The sequence below is a fragment of the Coleofasciculus sp. FACHB-712 genome (assembly GCF_014695635.1).
In the GTDB taxonomy this organism is placed as follows: domain Bacteria; phylum Cyanobacteriota; class Cyanobacteriia; order Cyanobacteriales; family FACHB-T130; genus FACHB-T130.
The window spans coordinates 1-21,484 of sequence record NZ_JACJOQ010000353.1; the positions used below are offsets into that span (position 1 = coordinate 1).

The window sequence follows — 21,484 nt, forward strand, 5'->3', positions numbered from 1 at the left end:
ATGAAGCAACGGGTTTAAACCTTGAGAATATCGGAAGCTGGGTGCGATGAAAGTTGCACGCCCAGATTTAACAGAGAGGGACGGGGAATAATATCCCCTCTCGACTCTAACAAGCCAAAGGAACCGAAAGAAACAGCAGCGGCAGAATGAGGAGTGATCGCACAGATTGTTGAAGCTGATTTTTGAACATGACCATATTCAAAACCAGCCAATTGCATTTCAATAGTTTACGAATCAGTCAACTATGCCGTTATAGTTAAATATAACGGCGGCAAAAGATACCCAAGTCCGGAAGAAAAAGTGGGTGTTATGACTTGTACCAACACTTGACGCAGTGAGGTGCTGAGCGATCGCTACAACAGATTTATGTATTAGAATAAATATTGTCCGCCATGTTGAACTCAGATGGCACAAAGAAACTTAGTCGTTCGTTTTAGTCAAAGATTATCCACTGATCAATTTGATCGTTTGGAGGAAGCTTCTAATAATTTAAAAGTTCCTAAGGCGGAAATTACTCGCACTGCCCTCGACAGATACCTGAACGAGTTGGCCAGTCTTCGCCACAAAAGCAAAACGCCAGCAGCTTAGACTCTACTGGCGTTTCATTCTTTTTGCTGTTAACCCACTACAATCGGCTTCCTGTCGCCAAACTTTAGGTCGATTGCAGCGGATCGTGCCTGCGTAACGCAGGTCTGTTTTATTATTCTATGTCCGACATAGCGAAATCTGCACCAGTTTTTGCAGAAGATGTTTCCCTTGTATTAGCCCTTGAGGAAGATCCGTCTCTAACGTCAATCTCCGGAGATAATCCATCTTTTGCGCCATTTACCCATAATCCCGATAAGTTACCCCATAATCCCGATAAGCTTACCGGAGATTCCCTAGGATTATTATTACATAATCCCGACCAAATTACAGTAGATTTAGGTGAACGCCGATCGCCTCACGCAACAACCAAGCGATCTTCATCGTACCCTAGCGTAAATTTACACCAGGGTTCAATCTTTAGGCGATCGCCTCACGCTCCAGCCGAGCGATCGCAGCGCCAAGACATCATTAAGGCATCACTAAGGCAGCAACTTCAGGAAGCGATCGCCGAGCGACGGCTCACAGATTGCCTAGAACACATCGAGAGCTTAGGCTTTCTCGGTGAACAAACCCAGCTCTTCTGCCTGAATCTTGCACAGTGCTTGCAGGGGGGTTGCGGGGTATGACACAGCAAATTTCCCTACACTTTGCAGAACTCAAGCCGCCAGAACTACGGGATTATCAACTGCAAGTCAAGCAGAACCTCTACAGCCTGATTCGCAGCGGCAAGAGAAAGATTTTAACTTTCGCTCCCACCGGGGCTGGGAAAACCATTCTTGCCGCCCAGATTGTTGCAGATGCAGCGAGTCGCGGGAAGCGAGTCTGGTTCGTTGTTGACTTGGATATTCTGATTGCCCAGACCTGGGACAAGTTCAAGAAGTTTGGCTTAGAGTGCGGCTTTGTTAAAGCTGGATGGTCAGAAAAACCAGAAGCATTGGTGCAAATTATCAGCGCCCAAACTTTGGCACGGCGCGGGTTAGAAAACCAAATCCCGCCAGATGTGGTGTTGCTTGATGAATGCCATAAAACAGCATGGACAACTATCGTCCGTCAAATGATGGGCGAGTGGTGTCGTAGCGCCTTATATGTTGGATTGACAGCAACGCCTTGGCGACTGTCCAAGCGTCAGGGGATGGGCGATATTTTTGACGCTCTTGTGACAGCTCCCATGCCTTGCGAACTGATGGACATGGGCTTCCTAGTGAAACCTGCCTACTACGGAATTCCAGGGGCAGACCTCAAAGGAGTTCGCACGGTTGCTGGAGATTTTTCGGAATCCGATTTAGCGATCGCCTGCGACACATCGGAAGTCATCCAACGCATTGTCAAAGAATGGCTCAGGCTCTGCCAAGGACGCAGAACCATCGTCTTTGCGGTGAACATCTTCCACTCAAAGCACATCCGCGATGCTTTCCTTCGTGCCGGGGTATCAGCGGAACACGTTGACGGCACGATGACCGGCAAGCAGCGGCAACCCATCTACGACCGACTGGCGACAGGTGAGACGCTGGTTGTAACCAGCTGCCAAGCGTTGCAGGAAGGCTTCGACGTGCCGAGTGTGTCAGCCGTCTTACTGTGCCGTCCCACCAAATCGAAGGCGCTATACTTCCAGCAAATCGGCAGAGGATTGCGGATTCATCCAGAGTCGGAAAAGACAGATTGCGTCGTGTTAGACCAAGCTGGCAACGTCAAGCGGTTTGGGTTTGTAGAAGACCTGCGACGCATCAGCTTGACAGAGGGAAGCGATGCCCAAAAGGGAGAGGTTCCCGTCAAAGACTGCCCTGAGTGCGAAGCGCTGCTGCACATTAGCGTGATGCGCTGTCCAAGCTGTGGATATGAATTTCCAGCTCCTGAGAAGGTAGCACCCACCCAGAAACTAGAGCGGTTACTGCGGAAGGAAGACAAACCCAAATTTCACTTCTTCCGAGAGCAGATTAAAGCTGGTTTTCAAAAGCACTACGCTCCGGAATGGGCTAGTTGTCGATTCAAGGAAGAATACGAGTTTTACCCGCCGGATGACTGGCGACGGGCAGCCATCTTTGGGGATAACCCCACGGATGACAATCGGCTGACCTACTGGAATTATCTGGCAGCGATCGCTCAACACAAGGGAAAAACTAGAACTTGGGCTGAGCGTCAGTGGCGGTTTGAGTTTGGTTTTGACGAAGAAGGAGGTGAAGCATAATGACCTCCTTCAAAGGCCTCAAGGGAAGCTGTCCCGTTTGTAGCGGTGCGCGTAAAGATTGCCGTCAGAACACAACTAACAACTTAATTCACTGCCGAGATTCTGAAGCATCACCTGTTGGCTACAGGCTTGTAGGAGAAGATGCTCATGGCTTCTCGATGTGGGCTGAATCTGCTAGAGAGAACGAGTCAGATTGGCAAGCTCGCCAGGAAAGAGTAGAACAAAAGCGACAGCGGCGGGAAGAAGAAGAGGCACGACGCAACCAACAGCAGCTATCCGTTGAGGAGCGCGATCGCCTAACCCGACCGCTCCTGAAACAGCTTTACCTGCACGACGACCAGCGCCAGAATCTCAGGGACAGGGGACTAACAGACGCGGCGATTGACGCCGGGATGTTCCGTACCATTAAGCCTTTGCAATGTGTGGAAGCAAGTCTAAAGCTATTTGGTGTGGACTTCAAAGGGCGTCACCTTGCCGTTGTATCCCGGTCTATCTTGTGCCCGATTTGGGATACCAAAGGTAGAGTTATCGGCTGGCAGAATCGCCTGGATAACCCGGAAGAAGGGGGGAAATATCGCTGGCCCAGCTTCAAAGAAAAAACCGTTCACCTTCAAAATGGGGAGTTACCCATCACCTGCTGCCGTCCGGTGGGCAGGAAGGGTGACATCGACCGCACGAGCATCAATCTGGCTGAAGGCTTCCTCAAACCTTTTGTCGCCGCACAGAGATTAAAGCAAGTATTTGTCGGCGCGGCTGGCGGGAATTTTTCTAGTTCTGAGCAGCAGCTGAGGCAGTACCTGGAGGAGTTGTCCGCCGAGCTAGAAACCAAATTAATTACCCTCTCTCCAGACGCTGGGGCAGTGCAAAACCCCCAGGTAATGGGTCAGTACCGGAAGACCTGGGAGTTGTGCCGCTCTTGGGGATATGAGGTCAGAGTGGGATGGTGGGGTCAAGTCACCAAAGACTCACTAGACATTGACGAACTGGAAGATGCCAGCGCGATCGCCTTCATTTCCCCAGAGCAACTTTGGGATATCTTCCTTCAAGAACAACAACGGAAGCGGGAAGAGAAAGAAGCAGCACAACGCGCCATTGAACAAGCGAACTGGGTGAAGCTCACTGCCCTTACCCGCGTGCCGTGGCGAGTTGTAAATACTCCGGATTTGAACCTAGATGACCTTCCAGGCGGTGCTGTTTACGTGGTGAAGTCTGCTAAGGGAACGGGCAAAACGAACGCCCTTAAGCCCTTAACACAACTGCACAACGATGCTTACGCTTTATTTGCTCGTGTCGCCCTTGGGCGTGAAGAGTGCGAACGGATTGGGATTGCTTGGCATAGCGACTTAACTGGCGGTATTACGGGCGGATTAAAAGCTGGGTTCTGCATAGATTCAGCTCATCAATTCAACCCTAGCCGTCTTAAAAATAAGAGCTTGCTGATTGTTGATGAAGCGCTGCACGTCCTAACGCATATGTTTGGCGATACCTGCAATAAGGGAGGGAAGCGTCCGTTGATTCTGACGGCACTCCAGGCAATGATTGGGGCGACCATCGCCGGTGGTGGAAAAGCGATCGCAATGGATGCCGATGCTAACGATCTAATTTGCGATTACCTCGAACAGTTGGCACCAAAAGGAACGCCCCTAAGAGTGATTCGCAACGACTATCAACCGGAAGGCTACTCGATTTCATTCTTGGATTCGGATACCCCAGACGCCGTTGTGGACGAACTCCTGATAGCCCTGGAAGCCGGTCAACCTTGTTTTGTCATTGATGATTGTAAGAATGGAGTGCGTGGTTGTAAGTCCATCGCTGAATACGTGCGCCGGGTACATCCTGAATGTGCAAATCAGATTGTGGAAATCAACTCGGACACCAGCGGAGATCCTGGCATTATTGGCTATCTGAAAAACATCAATCAGGCAAGTAAAAACACGTTATTGCTGTGCTGTAGCCCGTCTGTGGTTAGCGGCATCTCCATTCAAAACGACCGCTTTCAAAAAGTATTTGGCGTCTTTAACGGCATCCTGACCGATGCTGACGCAGCTCAGGCGCTAGGAAGAGTCAGGCGCAAAGATGTCGAGCGAATCGTTTGGGCATCCAATGAAGGACTGATTACAGTAGGGGATGGCTCGATTTTCCCCGAAGATTTAAAAGCCTACTACCAGCGCAATTACCAAGCCAATTGCAAACACATCCTAGGGTTTGGAGTGGGATACAACCCGATTACCGATGAGTGGGACTCCCCGCACTTCGACCTCTACTGCAAGCTTTCGGCTTACCGGAATGCTTCGATGAAAGACTTGCGGCGTCGGTTAGAGGAACGGCTCAGGGCAGAGAATAACAATGTAACCGTGATTGCCGTGATGAGCGGCGACGATACCAAGGCAGGGCTGAAAGAATCTTGGCAGCGGATCGAGATTGCACACGCTCAAGCCGTAGCCAGTGCCACCGTCCTCAGCGACGAGCAGCTAAAGACCTTGGAAGAATCCAACAAACTTTTGACACCACAAGAGAAGTTGGACGTTGAGAAAACCTGGTTACTCAAAAACTACGGTCAGCCGCTGATTGATGCCATCCAGCACGAGTTGGAGGATGGAACGGTTCTCAGGGGTTATCAGGCAATGTGCCTCAAAGATGACCGGGGGCGTTATAAAGCCAAACTAGACAACTTCTATTTACTCACCGCTGATGAATCGGTGGCGATCGCTAAAGATGTGAAAGCAGCCCAACGACAGCAAGAACATGGTCGGGGTGTTTGTCCGCAAGATTTAAGAATTCATACCCGTCGCCGCCGCTGCCGCCAGTTTTTAGGACTAGACAAGTTTCTAAAACTGGGTGAGGAGTGGACGCCCCAAGACTTTTGGGCAATGGCTCAAAAAGCCAGAGCCAATGCTCCTCACGTCAAAGACGCGCTCAACCTAACGATTCCCACTGACCCCAAACAATCAACAGGCGGATGGGTGTTTGAATTGCTGATGGAACAAATCGGGCTTGACCTAAAGAAGCGTTGGGCAACCAGAGTAGAAGGACAGAAGCGATTCAAATACCGCCAGATTGAAGCAACGAGCTGGCATTACGCCCAACTTTACGTGCAGCACCAGATTTCTCAAGTGGCGGCGCAGGAAGAAGCGGTAGAAGTTAGCCAACCCACTCCAAACTGGATCACCCCCCCGTCTACTTCTATATACGAGTCTAGGGGGGGGGTGATCCAATTTCAAACGCCTGGAACGATTACCACACCTAACACACAGCTTTTGGATACCGTCGAGCAACTGTCACAACCACTGGCACAAGAGACAGACTCATACCAAACTCCCCAAACTACTAATGAGGGGAGCGAGGCGGGCGACACCCAATCACTCGTTGGGCGTGTGCTGCGAGTTGTCAGGGGGTTCGGGAAGGGCACAACTGATTGGGTGGTTAGCCAGTCTGGCAATTTCCTGAAAACGGCTCAGGGCTGGCATATAGCGCTTGGGGAGATTGGTAACTGGTATGAGTGGACGGTAATTAATTAACAAGGAGAAGGAAGCTAGACGATGGCTCAGTGCAAGGGAACGAACAAACAAGGTAAGCAGTGCGGGCGTCATGCCGCACCAGGGAATGAGACGTGCAGCATCCATGCCGATGAGATTGAGGAAGTTCCTCCGGTTCCTCAATCTCACCTCGACCAATACGAAAAATATCTTCCCCCTCGATTGCAGCAGGCGTACCGTGAAACTCGCGAACGGTACGAGAAAGGTGACTTTTCTCTGCCATCAACAGTTGAGGAAGCGATAGAACAGTTTAAGAAGAGGCGTCAGGAGTTTTCTTGAAAATGGCTTGCTCAGCACAACAAAGTCGAATCAATGGTGCGAAGTCCCAGGGCGCAACGTCCGAGCGCGGGAAGGCGATCGCTCGGCACAACAGCGTTAAGCACGGGTTACTGGCGACGAAGCCACCCACGTTGCTTACTGAAGATAGGCAATGGTTTGATGACATGATGGCGAGTTTGGTTGAAAAGTATCAGCCCAATGACCCGATCGAGCATCTATTGATTGAGCGGATCGCAATGGGCTGGTTGCGGCTGCGTCGCCTTTGGGGTGTTGAAGCGGCACTGGGCGACGTGGCAATTTTGAAAATCAGGCAGCGGCTGTCCACGAAAGCCTCTGAATTGGAGCGCCGTCGCATTGCGAAGCAGCTAGGAGATGCAGAGATATCCGCTGCTGGATTGTCGTTGTCTGGCGAACAATTGGGACGATACGAGCGGATTATTACCCTGCAACTGAATGATGCAATAGAAAAACTGGAGGAAATAAAGCGAGAACAACGGGAGTTAGCGGCTTCTATGGGTTCGTCTGGCATAACCCAGTTCATATGTGATCGCCTGAGATACGGTATCGATGGCGTTGATGATGAATGAACCCTATGTCAGCAGAGACATTTTTCCAAGTGAATGAGTGTCGTTGCTGGCACTGGTAGATACGATTTACTGCTGTCGTTAGGTCTGAGGTGAAACGATTTAGGCTGGACGATTACCCCGTGCAAAATTACAGTATCGATGAGTCAATCGTCCATTGGCTGGTTCTGTAGACCCACCTAATGAATAAGGGATTTTGTGGTCTACGACGCTATCCTCCAATGACATAATTCTTTGACCGCATAGAGAACAAGTTTGGTCAGCTTCATAAAGCTCTCGGCGGAAAGCATCAGAAAAAAATCTTAAGTCTTTTTCTGGTGAGCCTATTACTTCATCCAACGCATTTAACCATATACGAAATCGCTTTTGTACCTTAGTTTTTTCACTTGTTTTATATAAAATAGCCTCAATAAAATCTTGATTTGTAGTCATTAAATCGTATAGTTTATTTCTTATAGCGTCTGCTCTTGATATAATTTCTCTCTGATCATGCTGAGTAAAACCTACCATTACAACATCAAATATAGACAAATTTATTTTTTGGCTAAATCTTGCGTTTGGTTTTTTCTCACTGCCAGACTCTACTTTTTTGAAAGCTTGTTCTCCGAAAACAGTCCAACTGATTTTGACTGATTGATTAAATATTTGTTTTAAAGACTTAATCTCTTTCTTGGAAGTATTTTGACGAACACTAGCTTCATTGTTTAAAAAGTTATTCATAGGTGCTTTATAAGCATATAAGCTATGATAAAACGCAAAGAAACGAAGTATCATTTCACAATCCAACATACGTCTGTGGGGTTCTTCAGCACCAATTAGCTTCAACCATTGTGGTTCTAATGCTAATTCTCGCAATAAATCACTATAACTACCTCGGTAAATACAATTTCTTAATTCTTGCCTATTTAATTGAACAGACCCTGAATTGAGCCGTTCAAAAATATCAAACTTAATATCTTTATTTGTGCCTGGTTTAATAATTATGCAGCGCAGCGTACTTTTCCGAAATTTTGATTGAATATCGTTAGGTAAATCTATATATTTCTTGCCGTTCAGTTCTTTAAATATAGTTAGTCCTTTTAAAGAAAATTTGCCATCGAAAAAATTCATAAAAGATGTTAATCGTTGCTGACCATCAATTACTTCATTTTTAGTTGTACCTACTTCTTGAGATAAGTAAATAATTGGTAATGGGACATCCATTAAAAGTGATTCGATTAGACGAGATGCTTTCTTATCATCAAACACATATTGTCTTTGAAAAGACGGATTAAGTATTAAATCTCCTTCTTTGAATTGGTCGTGTAGTTCGCGGGTAGTGAAATCTTTAGATTCAGTGAGTAAGCCGCGCTGTTCTACAGGAAAATTTATTAGTTCTGCCTCGTACTCAGATTCATCTTGCTCATCTTCCGGTTCAAACTCTACTTCTAGTTTTTCGTTATTCATCAGTCAATTGGGGTACTATGAATGTTTTTGAATCATCTCAAGTTTTGGAACTCGGAAATAAAAAAATGTAAACTCGATAAAATATGAAATTAAATATGAATCTAAACCGTTTTAATTGCAAGTTTACAAAATGATAAAGCATAAAAATTTGGTGTGATCGCTAGCGCCAAATGCTCCAAAATAACCATGAAGGGTTAGCGATCACATTCTATATCTGCCTAATTTTTTTAATCGTACACTTGCTCCACACTTTGAACAACTTTTCTCCCACTAGGAAATATAATGGTTAAGCGTTGTCGATCGAAATCTAAGACGTAGACGTGTCCCTTATTCCTGGCAGTGTAGACCTCGCCCTTTACCGATGACAGAGGAAGGATGATAGTACCGCTGCCATTCTTGGCAGTGCCGACATAGTAAGTGGGTTGGTTCTCCTCGGCGCAGACGTACAGGAAGAAATTACGGCTTCTTGCCATGCGGTGAACCTGCGATTCACCAGGACAAATGTTGCCGTCGATGGGCTGAGCATTAGCCTTGATACCTCCCAGCAGTGCAGGGAATAGGAGGAGCAGCGCTAAACCAGTTCTTGTGCTGAACATGAGGAAAACTAATAAGTACAGTTTTAGTGTTCCCAGTTATCTCTAAAAAGAGTAGTTTTCAAAGATAATCACGCACCTCAGTCGAGAGAAGCCAAATCTTGGCAATGCTAGCGGGTTCATAATCAAATGTCTTCGCCATCAGAGATTTCCCGAAAGAGGATAACCATACGTTCGCCTCTAGGAAATTTCGCGCCGCCGATCGCATCGACTTTCCCGTAAGGAATCTCATGCTTCCAAACCAGAAGGGCATCGCCGTCAGTGACGGTTAGCTGCCTGGGCTGCATGAGCAGCGGAACCCGGCTTTCACCAAGGGAAAATTCCAACACCGCAGGCGAAAGCAGGGATAGATTAAGATTCGGAACTGAATTGCGCCCGGTATGAGGACGGCACCCACCCCCTGGCAAATAAAAAACGATACTGCAATGCCGACGCACGGATCGACAGTAGCCCTGGTCTTTGATGCGGTTGGATATGGAGAACAGGAGCTTATCTACTTCCTCTGTGGAGGTTTCGAGGAATTCTCTAAAACAGAAATAAGTAAGTCCAGTTGGGTCGAATTCGTCTTGCACGACGAATTGACGAAGCTTCTTTGCTAGAAAAATTTCCTCGTCGGGGCAGATAAATTCTGGGATAATTTTTATTGAGTTGGGCAGCATATGTAGTTAGCGATCGCCTGAGATACGGTGTCGATGGCGTTGATGATGATGAATGAAACCTATGCCAGTCCCCTATGACACAGATCGTCGGGGTCGAGAGTGTGGAGGGAGGTCGGCGTACTCCAAGCCCGGTGGTGAAAGTCCTGTTTGTTATAGGTAATAATTGCCTGTGAAAACAAGTCTTTTCAAAGATAATCAGGCGGTGATGATGGCTCCCGCAATGATGTGGAGTAAAAGCGTTCCCTTCAAGCTGCGTAGCAGCTATACAACTTGCACCCATCAAGCTCATCACTTAATCCAAGTATAAAATTTTGTGAAATTTGCAGAAGCTCCTCTATTAACGCTGACAAGTTTATAGAAGTAGAAACTCCCCTGAAAAATAATCGGAGATTGGAGTCATGGATAAGCGGCATCGGTACTTGCGAATCGCCCTTGTTGTTGTTGGAACTGCTTTTCTCCTTGTCTATCCGTTGATGAAAATCTGGTCATCGGGCTGGTCATGGCTTCCCGGTCAATATGAATACGAACAGATGATCGTTGGCATTTATGCGACGCTCGGTGTTTTTTTACTATGGGCTTCTCGAAAACCCGAAGCACATCTGAGTTTAATCTGGTTCACTGTCTGGTCGAGTGTTGTTCATGGGCTGATCATGGCATTCCACGCAGTAATTGATTCTGCGGAACGTGGACATCTCTTAGGCGATGTTCCAGCATTAATCTTGGTGGCAATTGTTCTTGGTGTCCTAACGCCACGCGAAGGGGTGCCAGTGCAGGAATAAGCACGGCACAACCAATCAAATGTAGCCGACATCAGAAGCGGTGATGATGGCTTTCTATAAATTGTCACTAGCGGGTTTGAGAAATCTACAACGGGTGTAAAACCAGGTTTATTTTTGGTAATCCTGACCCATGAAGAAGGAAACCAAGACGATGTATTCGGGGTTATTATTGCAGCAAGCGATCCAGATAACCCCTAAAAGGATTGAGTGGCGCTAAAGGGATGTTATATTGCCAACGATCGCACTTCAATAACGATGTTTCAACAACCCCAACCCGAACATGACATTACATCTCTAATGTCAATTGGTGCTTAAATCCCTGCGAATTGGAAGGATAAGAAGCAAGTTCTTATCCTTGGTAGTCAGCGATCGCTTTCTGCCCTAGAACTACTGCAACTATTACCAGGAAAGACACTCATCCACTTGGATAAGGGATTTAACTTCAATCGCTGCTGGCTGGGAGATCGCGCTTATTCTAAATTCCCTGCTTTCTTGACAGCTTCTTTCAAGTCTTCAAAGGTAATATTACCCTCTTCATCGTGATACGTCGCTAGCAGTACCTGGGGGCTAGTACCTGTTTCTGCTGAAATGACTGCATTTAACGCAGGGCTTAAATAAAGCTCATTACTCGATACTTTGCCATCTTGATCGGAATCCAAGGTATTAAAAAGAGATTGAAGCTCTTGCTCAGTTGCCATAAGTTTCTATCAGAATTAGTTTTTTCAATTCAATATCCCAAAGTTTTGAAAAAGATGCAAGGAAAGTTACCTCTTACCCTGGCAGATACAAGCTGCTGCTGTCGTTGGGGCGTGCGTGTAGATACCTGGAAGTAGTCGCTACCGATTCATGCCCCAACGTCGCCTACACCAGATGGATCGGAGCGCCCCGGTCGAGACTATGCGAAGCATGAGCATGACGCAACCAGTGCGGGCTAACCTTTCTCTTTAATCCCAGCGCGTTTGCCCTGCAAAAGCCTTCACCTTCGGTACTGTTCGAGTGATCGCTCAAAAGCAATCTCCAACTTGAGTTAGACACTAAGTAGGCAGAACCGACCTAACCTGAAGGGGTTCAGTAGCATTGAGGCAGAGTAGATGTCGTCCCAATTGAATCGCGATTCGGAAGAGCTTAAGGTACAAGGAACCACGTTGTTCGATCGCACTTTTCGAGACAGCGAGGGCAAGATTGTCATTGCTCAGATGCCTAATCTGCCGCTTCTAGTAGGGTTGGGAGCAAGCCTACTTCAACTCGTCTTGCCCAGCGGCAATCTCCAGACAGGATTTGATTTAGTGGGATTTGGTGCTTTGTTCACCTGGGCATGGCAGGAGTTGTTTGATGGGGTCAACTACTTCCGTCGCGCACTCGGATTGGTGGTCTTAGGGGGCATAATCGCGCTCAGACTCCATATCGTTTGACCTTCCAAACCTGAACTGGGGAAGCCGCGCAGTCAATACACAGGGAGCCTTTCAGGGGTGATGTGTCGCCAGATGTTCTCAAGAAAAGCTCTCTTCGAGTGCGCTCGTCTGAATTAATCTGTATATATAGGGCAGAGGGCAGCGCATATGCTAGACCAACAACAGGTAACAACTGAAGTTGAAGTTGAGACACACCCATTGGTCGTGCGGATGCGTCCAGTTATTGATTTGACAGATGATCAATTCTTTGAGTTTTGCCAAATCAATCGGGACTTACGCATCGAACGCACTGCTGAGGGGGAATTGCTAATTATGCCGCCAACTGGTTCAAGCACGGGAAACCAGAATGCTAAATTGCTTGTGCAATTAGGGGTTTGGGCAGAACGTGATGGAACGGGAGTTTATTTCGACTCTAGTACGGGGTTTAAACTCTCGCCAGGCGCTCCTCCTGTCTCGCCAGACGCTTCGTGGATTAAATTAGAACGATGGAACGCCCTAGCTCCTGAGCAACAAGAAAAGTTTGCTCCTATAAGCCCCGACTTTGTGGTTGAACTGCGCTCAAAGAGCGATGGGTTAAAACCGTTACAGAGCAAGATGCAAGATTATATAGATAAAGGTGTCAAACTGGGGTGGCTCTTGGATCGCCAAAATCGAAGGGTTTATATCTATCGCCCTGGTGTCCCAGTCCAAGAACTAGACAATCCTGAAACTGTAAGTGGTGCCCCGGAACTCCCTGGTTTTATTTTGAAGTTGGGACAAATCTGGTAGAAGCGCTCGCTCCCTAAAAAATCATTTCATCGAGTAGGCTTGAAACCTCAGCTTGGTCTTTGCCCCGGTTATCGTCATAAATCATTAGGGTATCCAACTGCCGATGGCGCGAAAGCTTTTGCACTTTCCGTACATTGCCATCGGTAGCGTCCAGCGCTGCTGTAATTGCACTGTGCCGGATGCGATGCGGTGACATTGTTTTCTTAATGCCAGCCTTGCCACAGAGCTTTACTACTATCTTTCTAATTCCGTCACCAGTTAGCCGATGACCTGGTTTGGCATAGTCCAGGGAGGTAAACAACGGAGTATCGTCCAGCGCATCACCTCTAGCGCTTATCCATTGAGCGATTGCCTCTACCGTGCCCTCCGCTAAGTCAATCACCTCACGCTGGGTTCCCTGCCCTTTGCCCAGTATGCGTAGTGTCTTGGCATCGGGGTCAAAGTCACCGATATTCAATTGGCTGATCTCGTTCCGCCGCAGTGCATTCCCCCAGAGCAGCCTAAGCAATGCATAATCGCGGCTGCCTCGGACAGTGGAGCGATCGCAGACTGCTAGCACTCGCTTGAATGCATCCACATCAATTCCAGTGGTATCCCGATATTTCTGTACCTTCTCGCCAGATACATCTTCCAAACCATAGACGCAGACGCCAATCTTCCGCCCCATTGATACCAGGCTTTTGATAGCAGCGAGGCGACGGTTGACAGTCGCTTCCTTCAGTCCTTTTTGGATCAATGAAGCCTTGTACTTCAGCACCACGGATACGGCTTGGGTACGTTCAAGATGCAGAAATTCGAGTACCAGGTCTGGCGTGACTTCCTTGCCCGTCATGAATTTGAAAAACTGTACTACGTCCCTTTCATAGGCGCGACGGGTGTTAAGACTTCGTTTGTCAGCCAGTAGTTGGGCAAGCACGTCCGGGTTTACGCTGGTATCGAAGGATGTGCCTATTTTCGCATCAAGCAAGCGGTCTAGGTTGTGCTGCGATGGGGTGATTTTCTGCATAGATAAGCTCTTGATAATCAAACTTTCCGATACCACCTGAGAAAAATTAAACCTCACCCGGTCATCATTCGTTCGGGTATGTTGTATTGGCAGAGAAAATTCAACCCAGACCATCAGGACTGGGTGACGATGAGACGAGCGGGCGATCGCTAGACTCGATACTTGTAACTGGTAAAACTTGCTTTCGCCTCTTCGTAGGCTTTATTGAGTGCTGTTATCCGAGCTTTGGCTATGGGACTGCTGTTGACATCCGTATGCCAAATCTTGGCGGCTGCCCGGTACGCGCTCTTGACTTCTTCTAGAGTGGCGCTGGGCGATACCTGTAAAACGTCCCACCATGCCCCTACAAACGGTGGAGCAAAGATGGATTCAATGAGAATCCAGTCGCAGCCGTAGCAGACTCGGTAAATTCCTTCTAAAGTATCCTGTCCCAACTGGGCAAGAACTGTTTGATGCCACTTTCTAAAGGCTTCACGATAGCGTTGCTTCAAGTCGGGTTTGCAGTCACCCAGTGCGCCTTTGGTCAGGAATACATCAAAGCCAATAAACATTTGCCCCTCCCTCGGCTTGGGATCGTAGAAGGGATCTTTCCCTTCTGCCAAACACTCAAGTACTCGCCGCGTATCTTCCGAGGGTTCTGGCAGTTGTAGGAGCTGGGTCAGTTCGTTGGCAATTTCCCGCGATTCTGGGTTCTGCCGCCACTGCCAGTAATTCACGTTAGGTTTGCCGAGTTGTTCAGCGTAGTTTTCCAGCCAATATTCGCGACGGTTAATCGGCGGGTAAATCCCCACCTCTAAAGCCTTCAAAATCCCCCATTGCTTTTCCCAGAAAGCATCGACAATTTTCCATTTCAAGTCATCAGCTCCAACAAGATGAGATCCGAGTACCCATTGCACAGCTTCTAGGGGTGTGGCAGCAGTAGCAGGTTGATCTAGGTAGATCAAGCGGTATTCGCATAACTTTTGAATGGCTTCAGAAGCGTCCTCAAGGAATGCCAGCGTCCAGGTGTTGTCAACTTGCCGCAGACATTCATTCACTCGATCCGCTAAGGCATTGAAGCGCTCCAAGTTTTCGCGCCACTCTTTCTCCCACTTGATTTTGCCCTCTGTCTTCCACCACCTAACGTATTGCTTCTCAATGCCGCAACTTGTCTCGAAGCTTGGTTCGTCACCGCCAAGCTCTAGCAGCTCAGGAATTAAGGAAGCTGGAATCTGCCAATACTGGGAATTACTTGTTACAGGTTTATCGGGTTGTCTGGTCTGATGAAATTTTTCAATGAGTTCAATGACTTTCGGCTTCACTGGGTCTGGCACCCGCATCACGGAAGTAGTGTAATCCTCTTTTCTCGTCCTGCCACCAGTGGGTTTATTCATTTTGGTTGAAAGCTTTGTTGTGCATAAATTATACCCGTTACAGGTTTAAGATTCCGCTCTAAATAGAGAAAGCGATCTCTATTCGTAGGCGACTGTGACTGGGTATAAAAACCTTTGGACTTAAGAGCTTTATACCCGTTACAGGTTTATTTGAGAGTTTTCACAGAGTTTTCAGAGAGAATCCGTTCGCCTTCCCTGGCGTGCGCTACGCTTCCGGACAAGTAGAAGATCCAGGGGCTATCCTCGCCAAATTCCAGCCGGTAATACTTGAGTGCCCAGACTTCGGCGAACTGGCGATTCGGAGCGATCGCTAGCAGGTGTAACCTGTACTTTTCTTTCTGCTGTAACGATGGCGTCGGGAATAACGCTCCCAGAAACCATTCACGTTTTGGGCGGATGTAGGCACGGGCGAAACGCTCGATCGTGGTGAAGTAGGCAAGCCCCAGGTTTTGTTTGTATGCCTTCCGCCACTGCTGCCTAAAGTTTTTCTCCCACTGGGGTAGGCGTTCTTTGTAGTATTCTGCCCAGCAATCGCTACCCATCTGGGTCTTATCGTCGGTTGCCCGTTGTTGCAGGAAGTCGTAGGCTGCATCAACTTGAACGAATGCCGCGCTGGTTCCGCCGAGGTCAGGATGGGTGCGCTTTACTGCTTGGCGGTAGGCGGCTTTCAATTCGTGCAATGTGAACGGGGTAGCCAGTTCCAGCGTTTTGAGTGCTTGTTCAATGTTCATTAGGTCAGCTATAGGTAATAGGTAATGGGTAATAGGTAATAGGCAGGGGTGAGTTGCGCCCACCCCATCAGACTAGAAGCCGTGCGCTGCCAAGATTCGAGCGTTGCTGGCGTCGTGGACTTCCTTCTCTGCCATCTTCCGCCGGTACAGGTCTGCCGCCGCCGCTTCACGAGTCGGGAACGGCTGGTTATGATTTGCGTGTTTGTGCAGCCAGCCTTTAAGCGTCAACGATTCCCGCACCTTCCCCAGGAACTCTCGATCGCCCGTGTAGACCAGAAATTCAGGAGTCAGGCTGCATGAGTCTGGGGTTTCGGTGAAGACAAATTCCATTTGAGCTTCAGCCGATTCCAAGGCTGGCGTTGTAGCGTCGCATTTTGTCGAGTTCTCGCTGGAGGTTGCGGGGATACTTGGGACCAACTCCAGCGAAGGCGACTTTGGGGCGGGTACACCGGAGCTGAATCCGGGGTGAGATTCCGCAAGTTGATTAAGTCGGTTGAGGTCAGCGCCCCAGAATTTAATTTCCCACCTGCCGCCGGTGATGCGCTTTGCTTTCCTGACTTCAACGCGATACCCCCAGAGTTCCAAAGCTTCAGCCCAGCGCTTAGCGAGTTGGTTGGTAGCACAGCCCAGGTAGCTACAGACAATCTCGCCACTGTGCTTCTGCTGATAACTGATTGTTGAGTTGATTTCCACGAGGGCAACGTAGGGGCGACCGCTTGACTCTGTGGCTGGAGTGACCCACGAGACTTTTTCCCCTGTATGCGGATTTTCGATTTGGATGAGGCTACCAGATGGGATGGCTTCTTTGTCAGATGCTAGTGACAAGGTGTCACTAGCATCCTCTTCTCCCTCCTTATCGGCTGGTTCATCGGTGGGCATTGGGTCTGGTTCGGGAGCTGGGTCATCGTTGCTGCTGTTGTCGTTGCCGCCGAACAATCCCAGGACGGCGGACTTCAGGGTAGCGATCGCGTCCGGTGCCAACTCTTGAAACTTAGCAACGGCATCCTGTAGCGACTGAATCGCACTGTCAGCAACAGTTTCGGCGTTGCTAAGTTGTTCGATGCGGGCGCGACGAGTGGCGATGATTGATTCAAATTTGGCAATTTCAGACTCTAGTGCTGAGATGTCACTTTGAAATAACATGAGGATACGGACTCCATAACGGGGTTAACGAATGGGCGATTGCTGTCTTTCCAGGAGGGCAATCGCCTTTTTGATTTGGCGAGGCTTTTTGGGACTTCCTCCAGGTCGCTGTGGTCTAAGCGGCTGCGGCTAGTCGTTCAAGCTGAAATACCATCGCGGCTTTTGTAAGGTGCTTCCCCTGCCCTCGGACATTCCTCCACACGATGCCGTACTGAGCGCAGAGCTTGCGGAGTGTTGTCGAGTCGAGGGCGTTGAGGTCGATTTCTGCTTTCGGCTGTTCGCTGGCTGTGAGTTTGGGCGCTTCTACTTCTGTTTCTGTTTGGGGCGCGGCTTGTTCGGTGTGGATGGGTTGGGGAGCATTTACTTCTTCTGCCTTCTCCTCTACCTGGGGCACAGCTTGTAGAGTGCGTGCCTTTGCCAGTGCTGCGTTCCGTTGGCTCTTGGGTGCGAGTGCGGTCAAGTACAGTCCGTAACCGATGCCGAGTGTGATGTTTTTGATGGCGTTGAACATTGTCTTTTTCCTTTTTGTGGCGTGGGTTTCAGGGTTTGGCGTGTAGTGGTTGCCTCATCTCTGTCTACATACAATATAGCTTATGGCTATACTTATGGCAAGCCATTTTATAGCTAAACGTATAGCCATTTCTTAGGCTATTTCATCAAAGTTACTTGTATAGCTTATGGCTAGTGATAAGGCTATAAAACTGCTAGACTTAGCCAGTGTATAGGCAGGAGAAAGCCAATGACTGAAAACCGTAGGAAGTCAAAGCAAGTTAATTTTCGGCTCCCAGATGCACTAGCAGAGAGATTTGAGGGGCATTGTAAGGAGCGAGGTATCACAATGACTCAGTTCCTTGAGAATTCAATTCGGCTAGCTTTGGGCGAGCCTTTGGCTATACCAGTTGAGATTTTAAGCGCAGGTAATGTAGCGATCATCCCTGATAACGACGTAAAGCAGCGGCTAGCCAATTTAGAGGAAAGGCTAGCCAGTATAACCATGCTAGAGGAGAGGATAGAGCAGTTGGCTAGCCAGCAAGCTAGCCATTTAGAAAGCTTGGGGGAGTTAGCCGCCTGAGAACCGAGAACGAATCTCTCAGGCAGCAAGTGGAAGCGCAGACAGCAGTTGAAGGTGATCTGAACGCCAAAATCCAGGAGCTGGAGAAGCACAATCAGGAATTAGGGGGTCAGCTCGAAGCGGTCAAGAAAGAATTAGTTGATGTCGAGACAGAAAGGGAAAATGTCCGGCACACGCTCGATGCAGTTAACCTCAACCTTTCCAATCTAAAAACTGAAAGCGTAAGTAATGAGGTGGAGTTGGAACGCCTGGGAACTGAGAATGCAGCACTCAGGCAAGAACTAGAAGCGATCGCCTCGCCAATACCAGAGGAAACTATACCGAGCGCTATTACTGACGTAGCTGTAGGGGGTGATGTCGAGGTTGAAAAGTTAAGTGAAGCGATCGCCTTTCCTGCTACAGCTTCTCCTCAGGAAGTCATAAAAACAAAAACAGCTAAAAAGCCGCGCAACCCCGTCGAAATTCCAAACAAGGATGTTATAACCTCAATGTTGGACAAACCTTGTTGTGTTCAATGCGGCGAATGCGAAAAAATTGGAGTTAACACAAAGCTTGTCCTCAAGCCGGGTAAACCAGGTGAAGCAGACAGTTACTCACAAAGATGGGAGTGCAAGAAGTGCAAGAAGACGTGGACAAGAAAGGCAGAAGTCGCTGCTGAATTAACAACTACATCCTTATAAGACAGTTTGTTGCAAGCCGGGGAGGAATAAGATCCGAGTGCTAGGTTGAGGGAATTCTGCTAAGGTCTTGCCGTCCGAATATAGAGAGCAATAGCATAAAAGCCCCTAGCTACTCGCTGCTAAGGGCTTCTAAAAACAAAGTTTCAAAGGAAATGAATAAACTTCAAAAGTATGTTTACTTATGCCTTGACTGTACCTTTTTGTTGCTGTTTACGCTTCAGTAGTGAACCAGCACCTAGAGTACCAAAAGCCAATAAACCTAATGCAGAAGCAGGTTCGGGAACACTGGTCGGATTTTCATCTCCAGCTAGTGTTATATCACCAGTAAAGGTTGTTTGGTAATCTCCGTTCCCATATAACACATTAAAATCTGTTTGAATCCCGGCAATAACCTCATCAACGGTGAACAAGTAATCTGAAATTGCTAGCTTGTAATTTCCTGTATCTAAAAATAGTGATAAATAGGAATCAAGCGAACTCGTACTACCGTCTGAGAAACCGTAAGGATTATCATCATTGCTAGCAATAAAATCACTCGTGTCGAGCGAACCATTATTGCTAAAAAGATAAAGTTGAGAATCCAGTTCCGAAGGTCCGTTTCCAAAGTTAAAACCGTACGCTAAAACATCTATTGTTACTATGCCTGCTGTATTAACAGTAAAATTATAAAAATCAACAGTGGTAGTTTGTATGTCCGGCTTAGTAATACTGCCTTTTACAAGGGTAGCTGCTTGTGCTACTTCTCCTATCCCCAAGGCGATAAAAGTTGAGAATGTAGCCGCTATTGACAATTTCTTGAATAAAGAAGCAATAATCATATTTTCTCTCACTGGTGAACTTCTGCTTATTACTCGGCTCAAAAAATTGGAATTTATGCAAACCTCTGATTACTGGTTAAAAAACTTCACACAAAATTGCACACTACTGGCAGATGGAAGAAGAAGGATTAATTAGTGCTTGGGATAGCGATCGCCCCACCAGCTAATAACCAATAAAAAAGCCCCCACGGTTTTCTAGCAGGGGCTTTTTATTTTATGTATCCATTGGGACAAGCAGAGGGAACCCGTCGTTCAAAAAAGTGGGGAGTGCTTTGACGCAAGATTCGGGTTAGTTAAAGCATTCAGGAGATATGAAGTCTTGGCGAACCCAGCCACGAGCGCCACTTTTAGGAAAACCAACCCTGTACCAAGAAGAACCTTGGCGATCCTCGGCGACTGCTAAATCTTGAGGGGTACCACCGGAGGTTCGTAATATGTGAACGCGATCGCCCACAAGTCCATAACCTTGCTGCTTAAAGTTTGTGCCAGGGCCGGTACGCAAATTAACCCGCGTCCTTGGGGTTTTACCAGTTAGCGTTGCCGCGCAATAAGACATTTCACTTTGAGGAATTTTTGACTGTGCAGAAGCCGGTGCTGCTGACAGTATCAAAGTAGCTACAAGCCCAGTGAAAGCAACTACTTGAGTCTTGACTAAAGCACTCTTAACGATTCTCATATTTTCCTCAAACTAACTAATTTAAGACTTTCGGCAGATTGTCCAATCTCCGGTTATGTTTTACTCCAATAGAACTCAAGCTCTTTCCAGGAAATTAACCTGTGGGATGTGCGATCGCTGCTGAATCAACAACTACATCCTGACCATCCTTGCAAAACAGTTTGTTGCAAGCTGGGGAGGAATAATATCCGAGTGCTAAGTTGAGGGCATTTTACCCCCCTCATCGCCATGAAACCAAAGCCGATCTACTTCGTCCTCGCCACCGCTGCTGCCTTCGCCGCCTATTTTGTGAATAAGTCTGTTGAGCTACCCGAACCCTCTCCGGTAGCTCAACCAACACCTAACGGGGATGGCAAAGTGACGCAAGCGGAGTACGGAGAGCGCTGGCCTTTCACCGTACCAGAGGGAATAATGGACTGCGTTTCTCGTGCTGATGTAGTGCTGCGAGTTGGTGAGGATGTTTATGCAATCAACGGAACAGCACGAGAGAAAGCGAAGCTGGGAGGAGAGTACAAGGATTTAGCCCAAATCTGGCGCGACCAAACTGCGGACGTTGGCGGCAAGGTGGGTATACCAGGTGAATTGATGAAAAAGGGTTTGAAAATTTGTGAAGCTAAAGCTGGAACGTAGCAACAAGTCAGCGATCGCCCAATACCAACGAAGAAGCCCCCACACAATTGCAGGGGCTTTTCAATGACTCGAACGAGTGGGATTCTACTCCCTGCGCTCCAATGCCGATCCACTAGCTCCCAGCGCAAAGCCCAACACCAAAGCAGCCTTAAGCTGTCACGGGCTGAACAAACAGCGCGATACTTCCGATCAACGACGCCATGAATACACCCCAGCCTAAGCACCGGGCTGAACGATAGAGCGGGTTTATGCGCCGTCTTGCGAGTCTTACTTCTGCTTCTACCCTTAAGGTTTCGGCGTGGAAGTCTTCCAGAGATTTGAACTCTTTTTTCAGATGACCTTGAAGGGCAGCACCCTTAAGCGCTCGTTTGGGTTTGGGTTGTGTCATGGCTTGTTTACCTTATTACCTTCGAGTTACTTTCAAGACTGTTTAATTGCCGTCTGTACCGGGTCTGGTGGACTTGTCGCGTAGGGTTGTCGCGTTGCCCTTGTAAATCTGTCGCGTAGTTGTCGCGTAAGGTTGTCG

The 21,484-nt window shown here is 48.0% G+C and carries 25 protein-coding genes and 1 pseudogene; 12 read left to right on the plus strand and 14 right to left on the minus strand.

What is annotated here, in order from left to right; all coding sequences use genetic code 11:
• Nucleotides 1-14 precede the first annotated feature (14 nt).
• Nucleotides 15-218, minus strand: coding sequence for a hypothetical protein (locus tag H6F50_RS08990; RefSeq protein WP_190428421.1), 204 nt, complete (start codon nucleotides 216-218; stop codon nucleotides 15-17).
• 489 nt (nucleotides 219-707) lie between these two features.
• Between H6F50_RS08990 and H6F50_RS09000 the strand changes: the two genes are divergently transcribed.
• Genes H6F50_RS09000 through H6F50_RS09020 form a run of 5 tightly spaced genes read left to right on the plus strand, consistent with a single transcriptional unit; the run spans nucleotide 708 to nucleotide 7,175 of the window.
• Nucleotides 708-1,214, plus strand: coding sequence for a hypothetical protein (locus H6F50_RS09000; protein WP_190428423.1), 507 nt, complete (start codon nucleotides 708-710; stop codon nucleotides 1,212-1,214).
• Complete coding sequence (locus tag H6F50_RS09005) at nucleotides 1,211-2,773, plus strand: DEAD/DEAH box helicase family protein (protein WP_190428424.1); 1,563 nt, start codon at nucleotides 1,211-1,213, stop codon at nucleotides 2,771-2,773. Before H6F50_RS09000 ends, H6F50_RS09005 begins: the two co-directional genes overlap by 4 nt.
• Nucleotides 2,773-6,291, plus strand: coding sequence for a plasmid replication protein, CyRepA1 family (locus tag H6F50_RS09010; RefSeq protein ID WP_190428425.1), 3,519 nt, complete (start codon nucleotides 2,773-2,775; stop codon nucleotides 6,289-6,291). The genes H6F50_RS09005 and H6F50_RS09010 overlap by 1 nt, the downstream gene beginning before the upstream one ends.
• A gap of 21 nt (nucleotides 6,292-6,312) precedes the next feature.
• Nucleotides 6,313-6,588 carry a hypothetical protein gene (locus tag H6F50_RS09015; protein WP_190428426.1) on the plus strand — a complete coding sequence of 92 codons (276 nt, stop codon included), beginning with the start codon at nucleotides 6,313-6,315 and terminating at the stop codon, nucleotides 6,586-6,588.
• Nucleotides 6,589-6,590: 2 nt separating this feature from the next.
• Nucleotides 6,591-7,175, plus strand: a complete 585-nt coding sequence (locus H6F50_RS09020) for a hypothetical protein (protein WP_190428427.1) — start codon at nucleotides 6,591-6,593, stop codon at nucleotides 7,173-7,175.
• A 99-nt stretch (nucleotides 7,176-7,274) separates the two neighbouring features.
• On the opposite strand, the gene H6F50_RS09025 is transcribed toward H6F50_RS09020, so the two are convergent.
• From H6F50_RS09025 to H6F50_RS09035, 3 genes are all read right to left on the minus strand, one after another.
• Nucleotides 7,275-8,618, minus strand: coding sequence for a DUF262 domain-containing protein (locus tag H6F50_RS09025; RefSeq protein WP_190428428.1), 1,344 nt, complete (start codon nucleotides 8,616-8,618; stop codon nucleotides 7,275-7,277).
• Nucleotides 8,619-8,845: 227 nt separating this feature from the next.
• Nucleotides 8,846-9,214, minus strand: coding sequence for a hypothetical protein (locus tag H6F50_RS09030; RefSeq protein WP_190428429.1), 369 nt, complete (start codon nucleotides 9,212-9,214; stop codon nucleotides 8,846-8,848).
• Nucleotides 9,215-9,336: 122 nt separating this feature from the next.
• Nucleotides 9,337-9,870: a hypothetical protein gene (locus H6F50_RS09035; RefSeq protein ID WP_190428430.1), complete on the minus strand. Its 534-nt coding sequence runs from the start codon at nucleotides 9,868-9,870 to the stop codon at nucleotides 9,337-9,339.
• 169 nt (nucleotides 9,871-10,039) lie between these two features.
• Here H6F50_RS09035 and H6F50_RS09040 point away from each other — a divergent pair, with 169 nt between their 5' ends.
• Nucleotides 10,040-10,177, plus strand: a complete 138-nt coding sequence (locus tag H6F50_RS09040) for a hypothetical protein (protein WP_190428431.1) — start codon at nucleotides 10,040-10,042, stop codon at nucleotides 10,175-10,177.
• A gap of 91 nt (nucleotides 10,178-10,268) precedes the next feature.
• A complete protein-coding gene (locus tag H6F50_RS09045; protein ID WP_190428432.1) occupies nucleotides 10,269-10,649 on the plus strand; it encodes a DUF6632 domain-containing protein in 381 nt (126 codons plus the stop codon).
• 470 nt (nucleotides 10,650-11,119) lie between these two features.
• Here H6F50_RS09045 and H6F50_RS09050 read toward each other — a convergent pair whose 3' ends face one another.
• Together H6F50_RS09050 and H6F50_RS27900 are read right to left on the minus strand one after the other, a co-directional pair.
• Nucleotides 11,120-11,347 (minus strand): EF-hand domain-containing protein, encoded by a 228-nt coding sequence (locus tag H6F50_RS09050; RefSeq protein WP_190428433.1) that lies wholly within the window; start codon nucleotides 11,345-11,347, stop codon nucleotides 11,120-11,122.
• 73 nt (nucleotides 11,348-11,420) lie between these two features.
• A pseudogene (locus H6F50_RS27900) lies at nucleotides 11,421-11,588 on the minus strand (site-specific integrase); the annotation flags it as partial.
• 152 nt (nucleotides 11,589-11,740) lie between these two features.
• Between H6F50_RS27900 and H6F50_RS09055 the strand changes: the two are divergent.
• Both H6F50_RS09055 and H6F50_RS09060 read left to right on the plus strand, forming a co-directional pair.
• A complete protein-coding gene (locus H6F50_RS09055; RefSeq protein ID WP_190428434.1) occupies nucleotides 11,741-12,061 on the plus strand; it encodes a hypothetical protein in 321 nt (106 codons plus the stop codon).
• 147 nt (nucleotides 12,062-12,208) lie between these two features.
• Nucleotides 12,209-12,829, plus strand: coding sequence for a Uma2 family endonuclease (locus tag H6F50_RS09060; protein ID WP_190428435.1), 621 nt, complete (start codon nucleotides 12,209-12,211; stop codon nucleotides 12,827-12,829).
• A 13-nt stretch (nucleotides 12,830-12,842) separates the two neighbouring features.
• Here H6F50_RS09060 and H6F50_RS09065 read toward each other — a convergent pair whose 3' ends face one another.
• The 5 genes from H6F50_RS09065 to H6F50_RS09085 form a co-directional block, all read right to left on the minus strand.
• A complete protein-coding gene (locus H6F50_RS09065; RefSeq protein ID WP_190428453.1) occupies nucleotides 12,843-13,835 on the minus strand; it encodes a tyrosine-type recombinase/integrase in 993 nt (330 codons plus the stop codon).
• Between the two features lie 149 nt (nucleotides 13,836-13,984).
• Complete coding sequence (locus tag H6F50_RS09070) at nucleotides 13,985-15,208, minus strand: J domain-containing protein (RefSeq protein WP_190428436.1); 1,224 nt, start codon at nucleotides 15,206-15,208, stop codon at nucleotides 13,985-13,987.
• A gap of 146 nt (nucleotides 15,209-15,354) precedes the next feature.
• A complete protein-coding gene (locus tag H6F50_RS09075) occupies nucleotides 15,355-15,939 on the minus strand; it encodes a hypothetical protein (RefSeq protein ID WP_190428437.1) in 585 nt (194 codons plus the stop codon).
• Between the two features lie 72 nt (nucleotides 15,940-16,011).
• Nucleotides 16,012-17,082, minus strand: coding sequence for a hypothetical protein (locus H6F50_RS09080; RefSeq protein WP_190428438.1), 1,071 nt, complete (start codon nucleotides 17,080-17,082; stop codon nucleotides 16,012-16,014).
• A gap of 115 nt (nucleotides 17,083-17,197) precedes the next feature.
• Nucleotides 17,198-17,593, minus strand: coding sequence for a hypothetical protein (locus H6F50_RS09085; RefSeq protein ID WP_190428439.1), 396 nt, complete (start codon nucleotides 17,591-17,593; stop codon nucleotides 17,198-17,200).
• A 327-nt stretch (nucleotides 17,594-17,920) separates the two neighbouring features.
• Between H6F50_RS09085 and H6F50_RS09090 the strand changes: the two genes are divergently transcribed.
• Together H6F50_RS09090 and H6F50_RS09095 are read left to right on the plus strand one after the other, a co-directional pair.
• Nucleotides 17,921-18,154, plus strand: coding sequence for a hypothetical protein (locus H6F50_RS09090; protein ID WP_190428440.1), 234 nt, complete (start codon nucleotides 17,921-17,923; stop codon nucleotides 18,152-18,154).
• A gap of 29 nt (nucleotides 18,155-18,183) precedes the next feature.
• Nucleotides 18,184-18,834: a hypothetical protein gene (locus H6F50_RS09095; protein ID WP_190428441.1), complete on the plus strand. Its 651-nt coding sequence runs from the start codon at nucleotides 18,184-18,186 to the stop codon at nucleotides 18,832-18,834.
• Nucleotides 18,835-19,013: 179 nt separating this feature from the next.
• On the opposite strand, the gene H6F50_RS26440 is transcribed toward H6F50_RS09095, so the two are convergent.
• A complete protein-coding gene (locus tag H6F50_RS26440) occupies nucleotides 19,014-19,652 on the minus strand; it encodes a DVUA0089 family protein (protein ID WP_199292056.1) in 639 nt (212 codons plus the stop codon).
• Nucleotides 19,653-19,941: 289 nt separating this feature from the next.
• Entirely contained in the window at nucleotides 19,942-20,328 is a 387-nt protein-coding gene (locus H6F50_RS09105) for an SH3 domain-containing protein (protein ID WP_199292057.1), read from the minus strand.
• A 228-nt stretch (nucleotides 20,329-20,556) separates the two neighbouring features.
• Here H6F50_RS09105 and H6F50_RS09110 point away from each other — a divergent pair, with 228 nt between their 5' ends.
• Nucleotides 20,557-20,958: a DUF2511 domain-containing protein gene (locus tag H6F50_RS09110; protein ID WP_190428442.1), complete on the plus strand. Its 402-nt coding sequence runs from the start codon at nucleotides 20,557-20,559 to the stop codon at nucleotides 20,956-20,958.
• Between the two features lie 148 nt (nucleotides 20,959-21,106).
• On the opposite strand, the gene H6F50_RS09115 is transcribed toward H6F50_RS09110, so the two are convergent.
• Nucleotides 21,107-21,346, minus strand: coding sequence for a hypothetical protein (locus H6F50_RS09115; protein ID WP_190428443.1), 240 nt, complete (start codon nucleotides 21,344-21,346; stop codon nucleotides 21,107-21,109).
• Nucleotides 21,347-21,484: the final 138 nt, after the last annotated feature.